13 protein-coding genes are annotated in these 17,450 nt (G+C 71.4%); 12 read left to right on the top strand and 1 reads right to left on the bottom strand.

Going from position 1 to position 17,450, the window contains the following annotated elements:
- Positions 1 to 61 precede the first annotated feature (61 nt).
- Both mnmA and AB0E24_RS00510 read left to right on the top strand, forming a co-directional pair.
- Positions 62 to 1,213 (top strand): tRNA 2-thiouridine(34) synthase MnmA, encoded by a 1,152-nt coding sequence (gene mnmA / locus AB0E24_RS00515; RefSeq protein WP_102937214.1) that lies wholly within the window; start codon positions 62 to 64, stop codon positions 1,211 to 1,213.
- A 196-nt stretch (positions 1,214 to 1,409) separates the two neighbouring features.
- Entirely contained in the window at positions 1,410 to 3,140 is a 1,731-nt protein-coding gene (locus AB0E24_RS00510; protein WP_232564728.1) for a glycine/sarcosine N-methyltransferase, read from the top strand.
- 104 nt (positions 3,141 to 3,244) lie between these two features.
- On the opposite strand, the gene AB0E24_RS00505 is transcribed toward AB0E24_RS00510, so the two are convergent.
- Complete coding sequence (locus AB0E24_RS00505) at positions 3,245 to 4,198, bottom strand: helix-turn-helix domain-containing protein (RefSeq protein ID WP_359374038.1); 954 nt, start codon at positions 4,196 to 4,198, stop codon at positions 3,245 to 3,247.
- Positions 4,199 to 4,297: 99 nt separating this feature from the next.
- On the opposite strand from AB0E24_RS00505, the gene AB0E24_RS00500 reads away from it, so the two are divergent.
- The 10 genes from AB0E24_RS00500 (at position 4,298) to gatB (ending at position 17,048) form a co-directional block, all read left to right on the top strand.
- The gene (locus AB0E24_RS00500) at positions 4,298 to 5,650 is read left to right on the top strand and encodes a glycosyltransferase (RefSeq protein WP_283884035.1); all 1,353 of its coding nucleotides are present in this window, start codon (positions 4,298 to 4,300) and stop codon (positions 5,648 to 5,650) included.
- Positions 5,651 to 5,891: 241 nt separating this feature from the next.
- Positions 5,892 to 6,419: an LOG family protein gene (locus AB0E24_RS00495; RefSeq protein WP_079259081.1), complete on the top strand. Its 528-nt coding sequence runs from the start codon at positions 5,892 to 5,894 to the stop codon at positions 6,417 to 6,419.
- Between the two features lie 143 nt (positions 6,420 to 6,562).
- Positions 6,563 to 7,252, top strand: a complete 690-nt coding sequence (locus tag AB0E24_RS00490; protein WP_069866583.1) for an SDR family oxidoreductase — start codon at positions 6,563 to 6,565, stop codon at positions 7,250 to 7,252.
- Positions 7,253 to 7,512: 260 nt separating this feature from the next.
- A complete protein-coding gene (locus tag AB0E24_RS00485) occupies positions 7,513 to 8,466 on the top strand; it encodes a methionine synthase (RefSeq protein ID WP_087684298.1) in 954 nt (317 codons plus the stop codon).
- A 15-nt stretch (positions 8,467 to 8,481) separates the two neighbouring features.
- On the top strand, positions 8,482 to 10,704 hold the full coding sequence (gene ligA, locus AB0E24_RS00480) for an NAD-dependent DNA ligase LigA (protein WP_069866579.1): 2,223 nt from the start codon (positions 8,482 to 8,484) through the stop codon (positions 10,702 to 10,704).
- Between the two features lie 291 nt (positions 10,705 to 10,995).
- Complete coding sequence (locus AB0E24_RS00475; protein WP_069866577.1) at positions 10,996 to 13,107, top strand: putative bifunctional diguanylate cyclase/phosphodiesterase; 2,112 nt, start codon at positions 10,996 to 10,998, stop codon at positions 13,105 to 13,107.
- Between the two features lie 202 nt (positions 13,108 to 13,309).
- The gene (gene gatC, locus AB0E24_RS00470; RefSeq protein ID WP_069866575.1) at positions 13,310 to 13,606 is read left to right on the top strand and encodes an Asp-tRNA(Asn)/Glu-tRNA(Gln) amidotransferase subunit GatC; all 297 of its coding nucleotides are present in this window, start codon (positions 13,310 to 13,312) and stop codon (positions 13,604 to 13,606) included.
- 5 nt (positions 13,607 to 13,611) lie between these two features.
- Positions 13,612 to 15,105 (top strand): Asp-tRNA(Asn)/Glu-tRNA(Gln) amidotransferase subunit GatA, encoded by a 1,494-nt coding sequence (gene gatA, locus AB0E24_RS00465; protein WP_079260681.1) that lies wholly within the window; start codon positions 13,612 to 13,614, stop codon positions 15,103 to 15,105.
- Positions 15,106 to 15,288: 183 nt separating this feature from the next.
- On the top strand, positions 15,289 to 15,528 hold the full coding sequence (locus tag AB0E24_RS00460; protein ID WP_069866573.1) for a hypothetical protein: 240 nt from the start codon (positions 15,289 to 15,291) through the stop codon (positions 15,526 to 15,528).
- A gap of 14 nt (positions 15,529 to 15,542) precedes the next feature.
- Positions 15,543 to 17,048, top strand: a complete 1,506-nt coding sequence (gene gatB / locus AB0E24_RS00455; protein ID WP_099015045.1) for an Asp-tRNA(Asn)/Glu-tRNA(Gln) amidotransferase subunit GatB — start codon at positions 15,543 to 15,545, stop codon at positions 17,046 to 17,048.
- Positions 17,049 to 17,450: the final 402 nt, after the last annotated feature.

Raw genomic sequence — 17,450 nt, 5'->3', positions numbered from 1 at the left:
GCCGACCGCTCCGCATACCCATTTAGCCGTTGCACATGGAGCGACTTATGCTGGCCGGGTTATGACTGACTTCCCCGGTGCGCCCACAGGTCCCCGCGACGGCCGACGGCTGCGCGTCCTCGCCGCCATGTCCGGCGGTGTGGACTCCGCGGTCGCCGCCGCGCGGGCGGCCGAGGCGGGCCACGATGTGACCGGCGTCCATCTCGCGCTCTCCGCCAACCCGCAGTCGTTCCGGACCGGCGCCCGCGGCTGTTGCACCATCGAGGACTCGCGGGACGCCCGGCGCGCCGCCGATGTGATCGGCATCCCGTTCTACGTCTGGGACCTCGCCGAGCGCTTCCGCGAGGACGTGGTCGAGGACTTCATCGCCGAGTACGAGGCGGGCCGCACCCCCAATCCGTGTCTGCGCTGCAACGAGAAGATCAAGTTCGCCGCGCTGCTGGACAAGGCCCTCGCCCTCGGCTTCGACGCCGTCTGCACCGGGCACTACGCCACCGTCGTGGAGCGCGCGGACGGCTCGCGCGAGCTGCACCGCGCCAGCGACATGGCCAAGGACCAGTCCTATGTCCTCGGCGTGCTCGACGAGCGCCAGCTCGCCCATGCGATGTTCCCCCTCGGCGACACCCTGACGACCAAGGACGAGATCCGCGCGGAGGCGGAGCGGCGCGGGCTGGCCGTCGCCAAGAAGCCCGACAGCCATGACATCTGCTTCATCGCCGACGGCGACACCCAGGGCTTCCTCGCCCGGCACCTCGGTACGGCCGAGGGCGACATCGTGGACGAGGACGGTCACAAGCTGGGCACCCACGAGGGTGCGTACGGCTTCACGATCGGCCAGCGCAAGGGGCTGCGTATCGGCCATCCGGCGCCCGACGGCAAGCCGCGCTATGTCCTGGACATCTCCCCGGTGAACAACACGGTCACGGTCGGCCCCGTCGAGGCCCTGGACGTCACCGGCCTCACCGCCGTCAAGCCGCGCTGGTGCGGGGCGCCTCCGGTGGGCCCCGGCAGCTACACCGCCCAGCTGCGCGCCCATGGCGGCGAGACCGAGGTGACGGCCGAGCGGATCGGGGAAACCGAGCTGCGGGTGACCTTCACCGAGCCGGTGCGGGGCGTGGCACCGGGGCAGGCGATCGTGCTCTACGACGACACCCGGGTCGTCGGCTCCGCCACCATCGCCGCGACCGAGCGCGCGGAGGCAGTCGCCTCGTAACGGCGTCTCCTCCGGGCCCCGGAGGAGACCCGGGGCCCTCGGAAAACCCCACGGAACCTCATGGGGATATCCGCTTTTGGTGAGAAAGAAGCCGAAAGTCAGGATTGGGTGGTTGATCTCCGTTTGGCGCGATCAGTTTCTCTGAAATTAACGTGCGTCCGACCATTCCGGTGGCATGCGTCCCGGGAATCTGGGAATGCGCCCCGCGGACACGGGTGCCGTGGTCCGCTGTCTCAGCACCGGAGGTTCCGTTATTTCTGCGCAACCTGTACAGAAATTTGGCGACAATCCAGTTGATGTCAGGGACACTGATCACTACACAGAGGAGTACGTACCCAGCTTCGTCGAAAAGTGGGACTCGCTGATCGACTGGGACCGGAGGGCAGAGAGCGAGGGTACGTTCTTCATCGACCTGCTGCGGGAGCGCGGCGTCAAGAAGGTCCTCGATGTGGCCACGGGGACCGGCTTCCATTCGGTCCGGCTGCTCGAGGCCGGATTCGAGACCGTGAGCGCCGATGGCAGCGCCGAGATGCTCGCCCAGGCATTCTCCAACGGGCTCAAGCACGGTGACCACATCCTCCGCGTCGTCCAGGCCGACTGGCGCTGGCTCAACCGCGACGCCCATGGCGAGTACGACGCCATCGTCTGTCTCGGGAACTCCTTCACCCATCTGTTCTCCGAGCGCGACCGGCGCAAGACGCTCGCGGAGTTCTACGCCATGCTCAAGCACGACGGAATCCTCGTGCTCGACCAGCGCAACTACGACGCGATCCTCGATCGCGGGTACAGCAGCAAGCATGTGTACTACTACTGCGGAGAAGACGTCGCCGTCGAACCGGAGTACGTGGACGAGGGGCTGGTGCGCATGCGCTACAGCTTCCCCGACGAATCCGTCTACCACCTCAACATGTTTCCGCTGCGCAAGGACTACACGCGCAGGCTGATGCAGGAGGTCGGCTTCCAGCGGATCGAGACGTACGGCGACTTCCAGCACACCTACCGTGAGGAGCGGCCCGACTTCTTCATTCACGTCGCGGAGAAGGAATACCGCACGACGGAGGCGCCGAAGCCGGTCGGTTCGGTCACCGGGAACGCGGAGTATTCGGGCGCCGTCGGCACCGCCCGCGACTACTACAACTCCGCGGACGCCGACGCCTTCTACTGGCGGGTCTGGGGCGGCGAGGACATCCACATCGGCATCTACGACCGGCCCGACGAGCCGATCGCCGAGGCCAGCAGGCGCACCGTGGCCCGGATGGCCGGGCAGTTGGGCCTGACGGAGTCATCCGTCGTCCTCGACCTCGGAGCGGGCTTCGGCGGCTCGGCGCGCTATCTGGCCGAGACGTACGGCTGCCGCGTCATGGCGCTCAACCTCAGCGAGGTGGAGAACGAACGCCACCGCACGCTCAACGCCGAACGGGGGCTGACCGAGGCCATCGAGGTGATGGACGGCTCCTTCGAGTCCATCCCGCTGCCGGACGACAGCGTGGACGTCGTCTGGTCGCAGGACGCGTTCCTGCACAGCGGCAACCGCGCCCGCCCCCTGGAAGAGGCCGCCCGCGTCCTGCGCCCCGGCGGCCATCTCATCTTCACCGACCCCATGGCGGCCGACGGCTGCCCCGTCGAAACCCTCCGCCCCATCCTGGACCGCATCCATCTGGAGACCATGGGGTCACCCGAGTTCTACCGCCGTGAACTGGCGCGGCTCGGCTTCACCGAGGTCGGCGGCGGCTTCCAGGAGCACCGCGAGCATCTGATCACCCACTACGCCCGGGTTCTGGAGGAGACCCGCCGCCAAGAGGCCGACGGCCTCGCGGAGCACGTCAGCGCCGACTACCTCACCCATATGAAGAAGGGGCTGAGCAACTGGGTCGAGGGCGGCAGAAACCGCCATGTGACCTGGGGCATCTTCCACTTCACCCGCTGAACCGCGCGGGCCGGTGCCGGAGCCCCAGGGGTCCGGCACCGGCCCCACGGCCCCACGAGCCCGGCACCGGCCCCCGGGGCGCTCACAGGGCGCTCCTGGGGCGCTCATGGGGTGTCCGCGGCCAACGGGAGGCCCGCGACCTGATGGTGCAGCGCGGCCAGCGGCGCCGCGAGGTGTCCCTGGCCGGAGGCGGCGGAAGGGCGCGGGGTCTCGCCGGTCACGACGAGGGCGTGCCGCCAATAGCGCAGCGAGAACGATCCGGTGTGCGCTCCACGGCGGAACAGGGCGCGCAGACGGGCGCGGAACGCTGGTGTGTCGTCATGCCCGCCGATGCGGGCATAGGCGCCCACGAAGTGCCCGAGCGCTTCGGCGCGCCGATCCGGACAGCCGGTCACCAGGGCCTCGGCGGCCAGTGCGCAGGCGTCCACGACGCCGGAGTAGAACGACGCGACATCGCCCACCTGGTGGGGCTGCGGCTGGCGGCGCCGGTCGCCCGAGGTGGCCAGGGCGCGGAGCTCGGCGTAGGCGAGGACGGCCGCGGTGGTCGGGGCGGCAGGGGGCACGGGCACCGCGCCCTCGACGACGGCCCGGACCAGGCGGGGCGGCAGACCGGCCGGGAGCGCCCAGCGCCAGTACCGCACCAGATGGTCATGCGCGTCCTCCGGCGTGCCCACCCCGGCGAGGAGGGTGAGCCGGCGCAGCCGTTCCGGCTCGGGGCAGCCGTCCAGCGCGCGCAGCGTGGCCCGGCGCCAGGTGAGCGTACGCAACTGCTCCCGCACCGCGTCCAGTTCACGAGTGACCAGCTCGTCCAGCGAGCGTTCCCCCGCCATGACCGCGGCGATCGCGGCGATGGGTGTGCCGAGCGCGCGAAGGCGCTGGATCAGCTGGAGCCTGGGCAGCGCGTCCGCGGCGTACCGGCGGTGGCCGCCCGGACTGCGTCCGCTCTCGGGCAGCAGCCCGATGTCCGAGTAGTAGCGGATGGTCTTCACCGGCAGTTTGGTACGCGCGGCCAGCTCGCCGATGCCCATCGCGTCCCCGCCCTGTGTGCCGCCCGTCACAGCTGCTTGAACCTCCACCGCGCAGGAGCCATTAGCGTCCGCGGCGACCGCCGTTGTCCGAGTGTGCCCGGGGCGGCACTCGCCGAGGAGGATCATCACATGCGGATTCTGATCGTGACCGCCGGTTCACGAGGGGACGTCGCACCGTTCACCGGTCTGGGACGGCGGCTGCTGGACGCCGGGCACGAGGTCGCCGTGGCCGCCCATGCGCCCTTCGCCGGACTCGTCCGCGGCTGCGGTCTCGACCACCGGCCGCTGCCGGGCGATCCCCGTGAGCTGATCCGCGCCAGGGGCCGGGCGGCATCGCCGGGGGAGGCGCGGGCGGTGACGGCGGCGTTCCTGGACCGGCTCGCCGACGGGGTGGTGGGGGTCGTGGCGGACGGCACCGACCTGGTGCTCACCGCGTTCGGCCCGGCGGGCCTCAGCCGGGCGGCGGGCGAGGCGTGCGCCGTTCCCGTCGTCGGCACCTATCTCGCACCGTCCTTCGCCACGAGGGAGTTTCCGCTGCCGGGCGCGTCCGGTGTGGCTGGTGGACCGGGTGCGCCTGGCGTGCATGGTGCGCCTGGAGGGCCCGGTGGACCCGGTGAGTCTGGAGGGCCCGGCGCGCCCGGAGACGGCGGCCTCGGGCCGGAGGGCAACCTGGCCGCGGGCCGGGAGCTGCTGGCGCGGGCCGGGGGGCTCCAGGCAGAGGTCCTGACGCGGCTGAGGGCCCGGCTCGGGCTGCCCGCCACCGCGTCGCCGGAGCCGGACGCGGAGATCCGGCCGGTCCTCCATGGCTTCAGTCCGCTGGTGGTGCCGCGCCCGGCGGACTGGCCGTCCCAGGTCGAGGTGGTCGGCTACTGGTGGCCCGCCCGCCCGCGGGACTGGCAACCCCCGGCCGAGCTGACCGACTTCCTCCAGGCCGGTCCGCCGCCGGTGTTCATCGGGTTCGGCAGCATGGCGCCGGATCAGGGGGAGCGGCTGGGCGAGCTGGTGACGGCGGCGGTGGCCCGCGCCGGGGTGCGTGCGGTGGTGCAGGCGGGGTGGGCCGGGCTGACGGCGTCCGGCGACGACGTCCTGACGGTCGGCGACCTCCCGCACGACTGGCTGTTCCCGCGCACGGCCGCCGTCGTCCACCACGCCGGGGCGGGCACCACCGCGGCCGGACTGCGCGCCGGGGTACCCGCGGTGGTGGTCCCCGCCATGGCCGACCAGCCGTTCTGGGCGGCACGGCTGCACCGCCTCGGAGTCGCCCCCCGGCCACTGCCGCTCGACGCGCTCACCGCCGAATCCCTCGGCGCGGCGATCACGGCCTGCCTGACCGACCCCGCCCTCGGCCGCCGGGCGGCCGACCTCGCCGAAGCCGTCGCGGCAGAGGACGGCGCGGCGGCGGTGCTGGCCCACATCGGCGCGGTGGGCAGGGGTGAGGCGGGGCATGGCGACAGGACGTCCGGGGAGCCCGGCGCGTCTTGAGCCTGCGGCGGGCTGCTCCCCTCCCCGCCCCTCCCCGAAACTGGGGCTCCGCCCCAGACCCCGAAAAGCAGCATCGGTATGTGGCTGCGCCGCGTGGGGAGGGGCTTGGCCCCCGGGCCACGGGGTCCAGGGGCGGAGCCCCTGGTTACGGGAAGGGGCGGGGAGGGGAAAGATCCGCCGCACGGCGCGACCGTGGCGCGAGGCGGCGGGGGTGTCCGACCCGGCTCGTAGAGTGACGCGCATGAATATCTGTGTCTTCTGCTCCGCCGCCGACCTCGACGACCGATACACCGCCCCCGCCCGCGAGTTCGCCGAGCTGATCGGCAAGGGCGGGCACACGCTGGTCTGGGGCGGGTCCGATGTCGGGCTGATGAAGGTGATGGCGGACGGCGTGCAGGAGCACGGCGGGCGGCTGGTCGGGATCTCCGTGGAGTTCCTCGCCGCCAAGGCCCGGGAGAACGCCGACGAGATGGTGATCGCCAAGGACCTCGCCGAGCGCAAGGCGCAGCTGCTCGCCCGCGCCGACGCGGTCGTGATCATGGTCGGCGGGACGGGGACCCTGGACGAGGCCACCGAGATCCTGGAGCTGAAGAAGCACGGGCTGCACATCAAGCCGGTGGTGCTGCTCAACGCGGCGGGGTTCTACGACGGGCTGAAGCAGCAGTTCCAGCGGATGGAGCAGGAGGGGTTCCTGCCCCGGCCGCTGAGCGAGCTGGTCTTCTTCGCGGAGAACGGGGTGGAGGCCATGACGTACCTGGAGTCCGTCTGAGCCCTGGTCCCGCTACGGCATGCGCCGCACCCGTTACAGGATGAGAGCGCCCGGCGGGAAGTCCGCACGGGTTTCGGGTATGGGATCGCGCCAAGCCGGGACCTTCGCCGGGACATGTCCGGTGGTGAGGCAAGCTGGGGACCATGGGAACGCATCTGATCACTGGGGCAGGCTCGGGCATCGGCGCGGCGGTCACCGAGCGGCTGGCCGCGCGCGGCGAGGAGCTGTGGCTGCTCGCACGGGACGCGGGACGGGCGAAGGAGCTGGCGGAGCGGTTCCCGGGGGTGCGGACGGTCGTCGGCGACCTGGGGGACCCGGACCGGCTGTCCTGGGCGCTGGGCCATCAGGCGCTGCCCGACCGGCTCGACTCGCTGCTGCACATCGCCGGGGTGGTCGACCTGGGCGAGGTCGGTGAGCTGACCCCGAAGGCGTGGAACCGTCAGCTCGCCGCCAACCTCGTGTCGCCGGCCGAGCTGACCCGCCTGCTGCTGCCGCAGCTGCGGCTGGCGCAGGGGCATGTCGTCTTCGTCAACTCCGGCGCCGGGCTGCGCGCCAACGCCCAGTGGGCCGCGTACGCCGCCAGCAAGCACGGGCTCAAGGCGCTGGCCGACGCGCTGCGCTGGGAGGAGAGCGGCAACGGTGTACGGGTGACCACGGTCTACCCGGGGCGTACGGCCACTCCGATGCAGGTGAAGGTGCACCAGCAGGAGGGCAAGGAGTACGAGGCGGAGCGCTGGATCGCGCCCGAGACCGTGGCCACGACCATCCTGACCGTGCTCGATCTGCCGCGTGACGCCGAGATCACCGACCTCCAGGTGCGCCCGCGCGGCTGAGCAGCTGTCCTCGGCTGCGGTGGGTGGCGCCCCGCAGGGGCGCGGGGCTGTGCCGATGTGCGGCTCCGCCGCGGCTGTGTCGATATGCGGCTCCGCCGCGTGGGCGACCAGCCACGACGGCGCCGCAGCCGGCCGACGGCAATGCGGGGCACCCCGGAATCTCGGGGCACCCCGGCGGACCGCTTACCCTTTCGCTGGTGAGCGAGAAGACCACAACCCACCACCCATGGCCCCGCGGAGCGGCAAGCGGCGTCGGATCGATGCCGGGCGGCGACGCGCGGGAGGCCGCGAAGACCGTCACCGGGTCGCTCGAGGCCCTCCCGTACCTTCCGGAGCTGCCCGCGCGCGGGCCCGGCGCAGACATGATCGGGCGCACCGCCGGGATGCTGGCCGAGCTGTACGCGCATGTCGAGCCGAGCGGCTGGCGGATCAGCGACCGGCCGGGCCGGGACACCCGGCGGGCCCGCTCCTGGCTGGGCGAGGACCTGGACGCGCTGGAGGAGTTCACCCAGGGGTACCAGGGGGCGCTCAAGGTGTCGGCCGTGGGGCCGTGGACCCTGGCGGCCTCCCTGGAGCTGCGCGGCGGCGAGGTGGCGCTGAGCGACCCGGGCGCCTGCCGGGACCTCACGGCCTCGCTGGCCGAGGGGGTCCGCGCCCATCTGGCGGAGGTGCGCCGCCGGGTGCCGGGCGCCGAGGTGGTGCTCCAGCTCGACGAGCCGTCGCTGACGTCGGTGCTGCGCGGGAGCGTCCGTACGGCCAGTGGCTACCGTACCCACGGCGCCGTGGACCGGGGCGTGGTCGAGGGCGCGCTGCGGACTCTGGTGGAGGCGGCCGGCGGGCCGGTGGTGGTGCACTCGTGCGCCCCTGCCGTGCCGTTCGGGCTGCTCCGGCGCGCGGGCGTGGAAGGGATCTCCTTCGATCTGTCGCTGCTCACGGAGCGTGAGGAGGAGTCGATCGGGGAGGCGGTGGAAGGCGGTACCGCGCTGCTCATCGGCGCGGTGCCCGGCACGGACGCCCCATTGTCGGACCCTGCCGGTAGCGTCGGGGGTGTCAGGACGCTGTGGCGCAGGCTGGGGCTGTCACCGGAGACTCTCGCGGAGTCGGTGGTGGTCACCCCGTCGTGCGGGCTCGCGGGCGCGTCGCCCGGGTACGCCCGCGCCGCGCTGGCCCACTGCGTCCGGGCGGCGAGATCGCTCGCGGACAACCCTGAGTAACGGGAGGACGACACGGTGGCCGGCGAACAGCAGTCAAAGGTCCCCGCCGAGGCGCGGGAGAGGCATGCCAGGCTCGCTGAGCAGATCGAGGAGCACCGCTTCCGGTACTACGTGAAGGACGCGCCGGTCATCAGCGACGCCGAGTTCGACAAGCTGATGCGCGAGCTGGAGGCGCAGGAGGCGGAGTATCCCTCGCTCCGTACGCCCGATTCGCCGACCCAGAAGGTCGCGGGGGCGTACGAAACGGAGTTCACCGAGGTCGAGCACCGCGAGCGGATGCTCAGCCTGGACAACGCGTTCGACGACGAGGAGCTGGCCGCCTGGGCGGACCGCATCGCCAAGGAGCTGGGCAGCGGCTCGTACCACTTCCTGTGCGAGCTGAAGGTGGACGGCCTCGCGGTCAACCTCACCTATGAGCACGGGCGGTTGACCCGCGCCGCGACCCGTGGCGACGGCCGCACCGGCGAGGACATCACCCCCAATGTGCGGACGATCGCCAAGATCCCCAACCGGCTGAAGGGCGACCGTGTCCCGGCGCTGGTGGAGGTGCGCGGCGAGGTCTTCCTGCCCCGTGAGCGGTTCGAGGAGCTCAACGCCGGGCTGGTGGAGGCGGGCAAGCCGCCGTTCGCCAACCCGCGGAACGCGGCGGCGGGTTCGCTGCGCCAGAAGGACCCGAAGGTCACCGCGTCCCGGCCGCTGGACATGGTGGTGCACGGCATCGGGGCGCGCGAGGGCTTCGACATCGACCGGCTGTCGCAGGCGTATGAGCTGCTGCACGAGTGGGGGCTGCCCACCGCCGCCCACTTCAAGGTGGTGGACTCGATCGAGGGCGTGCGCGAGTACATCGCGTACTACGGGGACAACGAGCACCGGCACTCGGTGGAGCATGAGATCGACGGCGCGGTCGTCAAGCTGGACGAGATCCCGCTCCAGGGGCGGCTCGGCTCCACCTCGCGCGCGCCGCGCTGGGCGATCGCCTGGAAGTTCGCGCCCGAGGAGGTCAACACCAAGCTGGTGGATATCCGGGTGGGTGTGGGGCGCACGGGGCGGGTGACGCCTTATGCGGTGGTCGAGCCGATCACGGTCGCGGGTTCGGAGGTCGAATTCGCGACGTTGCACAACCAGGATGTCGTCAAGGCCAAAGGCGTGCTGATCGGTGACACCGTGGTGCTGCGTAAAGCGGGCGATGTCATTCCGGAAATCCTGGGCCCGGTCGTCGATCTGCGGGACGGCAGTGAGCGGGAATTCGTGATGCCGGCCACCTGTCCGGAGTGCGATACGCCGCTTCAGCCCGCCAAGGAGGGCGATGTCGATCTGCGGTGCCCCAACGGCCGCTCCTGCCCCGCGCAGCTGCGCGAGCGGATTTTCTATCTCGCGGGGCGGAAATCCCTGGACATCGAGAACCTGGGCTATGTCGCCGCGGCCGCCCTCACTCAGCCGCTGGAACCGGCCGAACCTCCGGTGAAGGACGAGGGCGATCTCTTCGACCTGAAGATCGAACAACTGCTGCCCATTCGGTCGTATGTCCTGGACCCGGACAGCGGACTGCCCAAGCGCGATCCGGAGACCGGTGAGGAGAAGGTCGTCACCTTCTTCGCCACCCAGAAGGGCGAGCCGAAGAAGAACGCCCTGGCGATGCTGGCCAATATCGAGGCGGCCAAGGAGCGCCCGCTGGCCCGGATCATCACCGGCCTTTCGATCCGTCATGTCGGCCCCGTGGCCGCCACCGCGCTGGCCCGTGAATTCCGCTCGCTGGACCGGATCGCCGAGGCCGACGAGGAGGAGCTGGCGGCCGTGGAGGGGGTGGGGCCGACCATCGCCGCCTCGCTCAAGGAGTGGTTCGCGGTCGACTGGCACCGCGAGATCGTCGAGAAATGGCGGCGGGCCGGGGTCCGGCTGGAGGAGGAGGGCGGCGAGGACGAAGGCCCTCGTCCGCTGGAGGGCCTCACCGTCGTGGTCACCGGAACACTCCAGTCGTACACCCGGGATGGGGCCAAGGAGGCGCTACAGAGCCGTGGTGCCAAAGTCACCGGATCGGTTTCGAAAAAGACCGATTTCGTGGTAGTCGGCGACAATCCGGGCTCGAAGTACGACAAGGCCATGCAAGTGAAGGTTCCGGTGCTCGATGAGGACGGATTTGGCGTCCTGCTCGAACAGGGCCCCGACGCGGCCAGAGAGGTTGCGATGACGCCCCCGGAAGAGGCCGCGGAAGACTCCCCGGAAGAGTCCGGGGAGTAGCACGGATGGCCCGTGGAGCGGCGGTTGGAGTAGCCGCTCCACCCATCCGGCGCAGCGCTCCGGCCATCTTGTCCGCTCAATGGGTTCAAAGCTGGCCGGAATACGACTGGGAGTACTTCCCGGGCACAGCAGGAGGGCATCACCCTTACAGCGCATAGCAGAAGGTCATGGATCGTCGGGCGGCATTCGGGGAACCGTCGCCGATCGCTGCCCGTCTTCCCCTTCTGCCGCCTACTGTTGAGGTGTGCGCCCGCCGTGGCGCTGGCACCGCCGGCTGTGAGAGGGACGGGTATGAAACCGACCGAAAGCGCCGCCCCGGCGTCGCGGTTGCGCCGGGCCGTGTTGCCCGCGCTGCCGGCCGCGGCGGTCGCCATGGCGGCTTTCGCACTCGGTATCGGAGTGTTCCGAGTGCTCGACGCGGGCAATGCGCTCTTTCCCGACGGCACCGTGGGCTGGTCGCTCGCCGTGCTCACCGGAATCATCGTCGGCCATCTGGTCGCCCTCGGCCGCGACCGCTGGTGGGGCGGCACCGGCTCGGGGGCCGCGTTAACCCTGGCCGCGCTGCTGCTCTACGGCTGGATTCCGGCCGTGCTGGTCAGCCTCGCCGTGGTCGTCCTGGTCGGCGCCGCCCGCCGGCACCGTTGGCGGCAGGCCGTGCTGCACGGCGCGGTCGACATCCTCGGGGTCGGCGCGGCCGCGCTCACCCTCGCCGCCTTCGGCACCACACCCTCCGTCGAGCGCCCCTGGCGCACCGACACCTGGGATGTCTCCGCCATCCCCCAGACGGCCCTGGCCGCCTTCGTCTATCTCGCGGTGACCCGCGCCCTGTTGTGGTGCTCCCTCGCCCCGCCCGGCGCCGGACTGCCCACCCTCGCCCGCACCGCCCTCGTCCGGCAGGCCCTCGTCGGCATCGCGCTCCTCGGCATCGCCCCGCTCATCGTGGTCGTCGCCGGGGACACCCCGCTGCTGCTCCCGCTGTTCGCGGTGCCGCTGGTCGCCCTGGACTCCACGCTGTGGATCGCCCGGGTCCGCGCCGAGGAGCAGCTGCGCGATCCGCTCACCGGGCTGCCCAACCGCCAGTGGCTGCTGGAGCGCACCTGGACCGCGCTGGACGAGTCCGAGCGGGCCGGCACCCGGTCCGCGCTGGTGCTGCTGGACCTCGATCGCTTCCGTTCGGTCAACGACACTTTGGGCCATCTCGCCGGTGACCGGCTGCTGCTCCAGATCGCCGAGCGGCTGCGGCTCGCCCTGCCGCGCGGGGCGGAGGTGGCCCGGCTCGGCGGCGACGAGTTCGCGGTGCTGCTGCCCACCACCGACTCGCTCACCAGCGCCCAGCGCAGCGCCCGCGTCCTCGTCGGCGATCTCGGCTCCCCGCTGGACCTGGACGGGCTGACCCTGGTGCTGGAGGCCAGCGCCGGGGTCGCCGTCTACCCCGACCACGCACTGGACGCCGAGGGGCTGCTGCGCCGCGCCGACGTCGCGATGTACCAGGCCAAGCGGGACCGCAGCGGGGTCGAGCTGTACGAGGCGCGCCGGGACGGCAACACGCCCGACCGGCTCGGTCTGCTCGGCGATCTGCGGCGCGCCCTGGACGCGGGCGACGTCGAGCTGCACTACCAGCCCAAGGTCGGCTTCGACGGACATGTGGCGGGTCTGGAGGCGCTGGTGCGCTGGGTGCACCCGGACCGGGGGAAGGTGCCGCCGGACGAGTTCATCTCGATGGCCGAGAGCTCCGGGCTGATGCCCCGGCTGACCGAGTACGTCCTGGAGACGGCGCTGGGCCAGGTCGCGCGGTGGCGCGCCGACGGCCTCGAGGTGCCGGTCGCCGTCAATGTCTCGCCGCGCGATGTCCACACCCCTGGTTTCGCGGGCGCGGTCGCCGGGCGGCTGGCCCGGCACGGGGTCCCGGCGTTCGCCCTCCAGCTGGAGATAACCGAGCACGTTCTGCTGGAGGACCCGCAGCGGGCCGCCGACACGCTGGCCGGGCTCACCGGCCACGGCGTGAAGATGTCGCTCGACGACTTCGGGACGGGCTATTCGTCGCTGGTCCATCTGCGGCGGCTGCCGGTGAGCGAGCTCAAGATCGACCGTTCCTTCGTGGCCCGGCTGGCCGTGGACAACGAGGACGCGGAGATCGTCCGCTGCACGGTCGACCTGGCCCACTCGCTGGGCCTGCTCGTGGTGGCGGAAGGCGTCGAGGACGACGAGACCTGGGAGCGGCTGCGGGATCTGGGGTGCGACGCGGTGCAGGGCTGGCTGGTGGCCGCCGCGATGCCGCCGGAGGAGATGACGGCGTGGCTGCGGGCGCGCGGGGAGGGCGGCTGGCACCGCGAGACGGCGGAGCCGTCGAGCGAATCCGCTTCCGCGGAGGCGGATGAGGACGCGGATCAGCCCGTGACGTAGGGGTGCGGCGCCGGTGCTGCGTCGGTGCTGTGCCTTGGCGTTTCGTTGCCGGGTGCGGGCCGGTGGGTGGGTTGTGCCCACCCGTTCCGCCCCGGGGAACGATTGCCCACAACGCTGGTGCGCCAAAGCCTTTCGCGCTCTGTGTGCGGGGAGCCATAGGATTGGGCCGAAACACTCCACACTCACCTTGAGGATTCGCTGCATGCCTGGCATCACGCGCGAGGAGGTCGCCCACCTCGCCCGGCTGGCGCGTCTGGAGCTGAAGGCCGAAGAGCTCGACCACTTCGCCGGACAGCTGGACGACATCATCGGCGCGGTAGCCCGCGTCTCCGAGGTCGCCGACCAAGACGTACCGCCGACCTCTCACCCGCTGCCGCTGACCAACGTCATGCGGACGGACGAGGTCCGTCCGTCCCTGACCCCACAGCAGGCGCTGGCCTGCGCCCCGGCCCAGGAGCAGCAGCGTTTCAAGGTGCCGCAGATCCTGGGGGAGGAGTGACCACCGTGACCGACCTGACCAGGCTCACCGCGGCCGAGATCGCCGCCAGGATCGCCTCCGGCGAGGTCACCGCCGTCGAGGTGACCGAGGCGCACCTGGCCCGTATCGAGGCCGTCGACGAGAAGGTGCACGCCTTCCTGCACGTGGACCGCGAAGGGGCGCTCGCCCAGGCGCGCGCCGTCGACGAGAAGCGGGAGCGCGGTGCGGAGCTCGGCCCGCTGGCCGGGGTTCCGCTCGCGCTCAAGGACATCTTCACCACCGAGGGGATCCCGACCACGGTCGGTTCCAAGATCCTCGAAGGGTGGATCCCGCCGTATGACGCGACGGTCACCAAGCGGCTGCGGGACGCGGACGTGATCGTCCTCGGCAAGACCAACATGGACGAGTTCGCCATGGGGTCCTCCACCGAGAACAGCGCCTTCGGCCCCACCGGCAACCCCTGGGACCTCACCCGGGTCCCCGGCGGCTCCGGCGGCGGCTCCTCCGCCTCGCTGGCCTCCTTCCAGGCCCCGCTCGCCATCGGCACCGACACCGGCGGCTCGATCCGCCAGCCGGCCGCCGTCACCGGCACGGTCGGCGTCAAGCCGACGTACGGCGGGGTCTCCCGCTACGGCATGGTGGCGTTCTCGTCCTCGCTCGACCAGGGCGGACCCTGCGCCCGGACCGTGCTGGACGCGGCGCTGCTGCACGCGGTCATCGCCGGGCACGACCCGATGGACTCCACCTCCATCGACGAGCCGGTCCCGGACGTCGTCGAGGCCGCCCGCAACGGCAGTGTGCGGGGCATGCGGATCGGCGTCGTCAAGGAGTTCGCGGGCGAGGGCTACCAGGCCGGTGTCATGCAGCGCTTCAACGAGACGGTGGAGCTGCTGCGGGAGCTGGGCGCGGAGATCGAGGAGATCTCCTGTCCCTCCTTCGACAAGGCGCTGGCCGCGTACTACCTGATCGCACCGTCCGAGTGCTCGTCCAACCTGGCCCGCTTCGACGCCATGCGCTACGGCCTGCGGGTGGGCGACGACGGCACCAGGTCCGCGGAGGAGGTCACCGCGCTCACCCGCGCGGAGGGCTTCGGCGCGGAGGTCAAGCGCCGGATCATGCTCGGTACGTACGCGCTCAGCTCCGGCTACTACGACGCGTACTACGGCTCCGCGCAGAAGGTCCGTACGCTGATCAAGCGCGACTTCGAGAACGCGTTCGGGCGGGTCGATGTGCTGATCTCGCCGACCACCCCGACCACCGCCTTCCCGATCGGCGAGCGCGCCGACGACCCGATGGCGATGTATCTGGCCGACCTCTGCACGATTCCCACCAACCTCGCGGGGAACGCGGCCATGTCACTGCCCTGCGGTCTGGCGCCGGAGGACGGTCTGCCGGTCGGCTTGCAGATCATCGCCCCCGCCATGGCCGACGACCGGCTCTACAAGGTCGGTGCCGCGGTCGAGGCCGCGCTCACCGAGAAGTGGGGCCATCCTCTGCTCGAGGAGGCACCGACCCTGTGAGCGTCGCACGCGCGGCCGCCGGGCCGCAGACGACGTTGAAAGCCGCACCTCTGCGCCGCGCGGGCGGAGAAGCGAACGGAGAGACGCCCCTGTGAGCGACGCGCGAGCGGCCGCCGGGCCGCGGATGATGTTGGAAGCCGCACCTCTGCGCCGCGCGGGCGGAGAAGCGAACGGAGAGACGCCATGAGTGCGATCAAGAAGGCCAAGGGCTTCAAGAAGTCCAAGCCCGGCACCTACCTGTCCATCGCGACCTCGCTGTTCGGCGCGGTCAGCGTGGCCAAGCAGGTCAAGAAGGCCCGATTCGAGAACGACAGGCTCCAGCTGGCCGACGCGGTGGTCTCGGCCGCCGCCATCGTCACCGGCGTCGCCCTGCTCATCCGTGAGCTCAAGCGCATGGGCGACGACGACGTCCTCGCGGACTGAGAGGTTAGTTTTCCGTGACCGTCACTGAACTGGTGTCGTACGAGGACGCCCTGGCCGCCTACGACCCCGTGATGGGGCTCGAGGTGCACGTCGAGCTCGGCACCAAGACCAAGATGTTCTGCGGGTGCTCCACGGCGCTGGGCGCCGAGCCCAACACGCAGACCTGCCCCACCTGCCTCGGCATGCCCGGCTCGCTCCCGGTGGTCAACGCGATCGGCGTCGAGTCCGCCATCAAGATCGGGCTCGCGCTCAACTGCGAGATCGCCGAATGGTGCCGCTTCGCCCGGAAGAACTACTTCTATCCGGACATGCCGAAGAACTTCCAGACCTCGCAGTACGACGAGCCGATCGCCTTCAACGGCTATCTGGACGTCGATGTCGACGGTGAGGTCTTCCGCGTCGAGATCGAGCGCGCCCATATGGAGGAGGACACCGGCAAGTCCACCCATGTGGGTGGTGCGACCGGCCGTATCCACGGCGCCCAGCACTCCCTCCTCGACTACAACCGGGCCGGTATCCCGCTGATCGAGATCGTCACCAAGCCGATCGTCGGCGCCGGGGCGAAGGCCCCGGAGGTCGCCAAGGCGTATGTGACCGAGCTGCGCGAGCTCATCAAGTCGCTCGGGGTCTCCGACGCGCGCATGGAGATGGGCCAGATGCGCTGCGATGTGAACCTGTCGCTGCGCCCGCAGGGCGCCGACAAGTTCGGCACCCGCTCCGAGACCAAGAACGTCAACTCGCTGCGGTCGGTCGAGCGCGCGGTCCGCTTCGAGATCCAGCGCCATGCCGCGGTGCTGGGCGACGGCGGCACGATCATCCAGGAGACCCGTCACTTCCACGAGGAGGACGGCTCCACGACCTCCGGCCGGGTCAAGGAGGAGGCCGAGGACTACCGCTACTTCCCCGAGCCCGACCTGGTGCCGGTCGCCCCCGCGCGTACGTGGGTGGAGGAGCTGCGCGGCGGGCTCCCGGAGCTGCCGCGGGTGCGCCGCAACCGGCTGCGCGAGGAGTGGGGGCTGTCCCGGCACGAGATGCAGTCGGTGCTCAACGCGGGCGCGATCGAGCTGATCACCGCCACCATCGACGAGGGCGCCCCGGCCGACCAGGCCCGTAAGTGGTGGATGGGCGAGCTGGCCCGCCGCGCCAACGAGGACGGTGTGGAGCTCACCGCGCTGCCGATCACCCCGGCGCAGGTCGCCCGGGTGTGCGCGCTGGTCAAGGAGGGTTCGCTCAACGACAAGCTGGCCCGCCAGACCATCGAGGGAGTCCTCGCGGGCGAGGGCGGCCCGGACGAGGTCGTCGCCGCGCGCGGGCTGAAGGTCGTCTCGGACGAGGGTGCGCTGGGCACCGCCGTGGACGAGGCGATCGCGGCCAACGCGGCCATCGCCGACAAGATCCGCGGCGGCAAGGTCGCGGCGGCGGGTGCGCTGGTCGGCGCGGTCATGAAGGCCACGCGAGGCCAGGCGGACGCGGCGCGGGTGCGCGAGCTGATCCTGGAAAAGCTGGGCGTCGAGGGCTGACCGGCCGGACGTTCGTCCGTGTTGCCTTCCTGACGGCTCTTTCCTGATGGCTCTTTGCTGATGGCGGCGGGGTGCGCGAGTGCGCGCCCCGCCGCCGTCGTATGCGCCCCTTCCGCGCTTCTGCGGGGTGTCCGGCGGGCCACGCGGCGGAGCCGCATATAGGTGCTTCCCCCTCCCCGCCCCTTCCCGCAGCGCCGATCTGCGGCTCCGCCGCGTGGCAGGGGCTTTGCCCCCGGACCCCGGGGGCCGACGAGAAGGCCGTCGCCGCGCTCAGCTCACCGGCCGGGGCGCCGACCGCGCCGCCTTGGACGCGGCGGTCGGCGGGTGGGCCGGGGGAAGGGGCGGTGGTCGGGCGGCGGCTGGCCGGTGAGCCGGGGGCCGGAGCGTGTGCGGGGCGGGCGC

The sequence above is a fragment of the Streptomyces malaysiensis subsp. malaysiensis genome (assembly GCF_040653035.1).
GTDB lineage: Bacteria > Actinomycetota > Actinomycetes > Streptomycetales > Streptomycetaceae > Streptomyces > Streptomyces malaysiensis.
The sequence above is the reverse complement of the archived record's forward strand: the minus strand, read 5'-3'. Positions and strand labels throughout refer to the sequence as shown.

Bases quoted from the DNA above. Each gene is read 5' to 3' on its own strand.
- AB0E24_RS00475 (WP_069866577.1), top strand. From the start codon at position 10,996: ATGAAACCGACCGAAAGCGCCGCCCCGGCGTCGCGGTTGCGCCGGGCC.
- AB0E24_RS00510 (WP_232564728.1), top strand. From the start codon at position 1,410: ATGCGCCCCGCGGACACGGGTGCCGTGGTCCGCTGTCTCAGCACCGGA.
- gatC (WP_069866575.1), top strand. From the start codon at position 13,310: ATGCCTGGCATCACGCGCGAGGAGGTCGCCCACCTCGCCCGGCTGGCG.
- AB0E24_RS00460 (WP_069866573.1), top strand. From the start codon at position 15,289: ATGAGTGCGATCAAGAAGGCCAAGGGCTTCAAGAAGTCCAAGCCCGGC.
- mnmA (WP_102937214.1), top strand. From the start codon at position 62: ATGACTGACTTCCCCGGTGCGCCCACAGGTCCCCGCGACGGCCGACGG.
- AB0E24_RS00485 (WP_087684298.1), top strand. From the start codon at position 7,513: ATGCCGGGCGGCGACGCGCGGGAGGCCGCGAAGACCGTCACCGGGTCG.
- AB0E24_RS00495 (WP_079259081.1), top strand. From the start codon at position 5,892: ATGAATATCTGTGTCTTCTGCTCCGCCGCCGACCTCGACGACCGATAC.
- AB0E24_RS00490 (WP_069866583.1), top strand. From the start codon at position 6,563: ATGGGAACGCATCTGATCACTGGGGCAGGCTCGGGCATCGGCGCGGCG.
- AB0E24_RS00500 (WP_283884035.1), top strand. From the start codon at position 4,298: ATGCGGATTCTGATCGTGACCGCCGGTTCACGAGGGGACGTCGCACCG.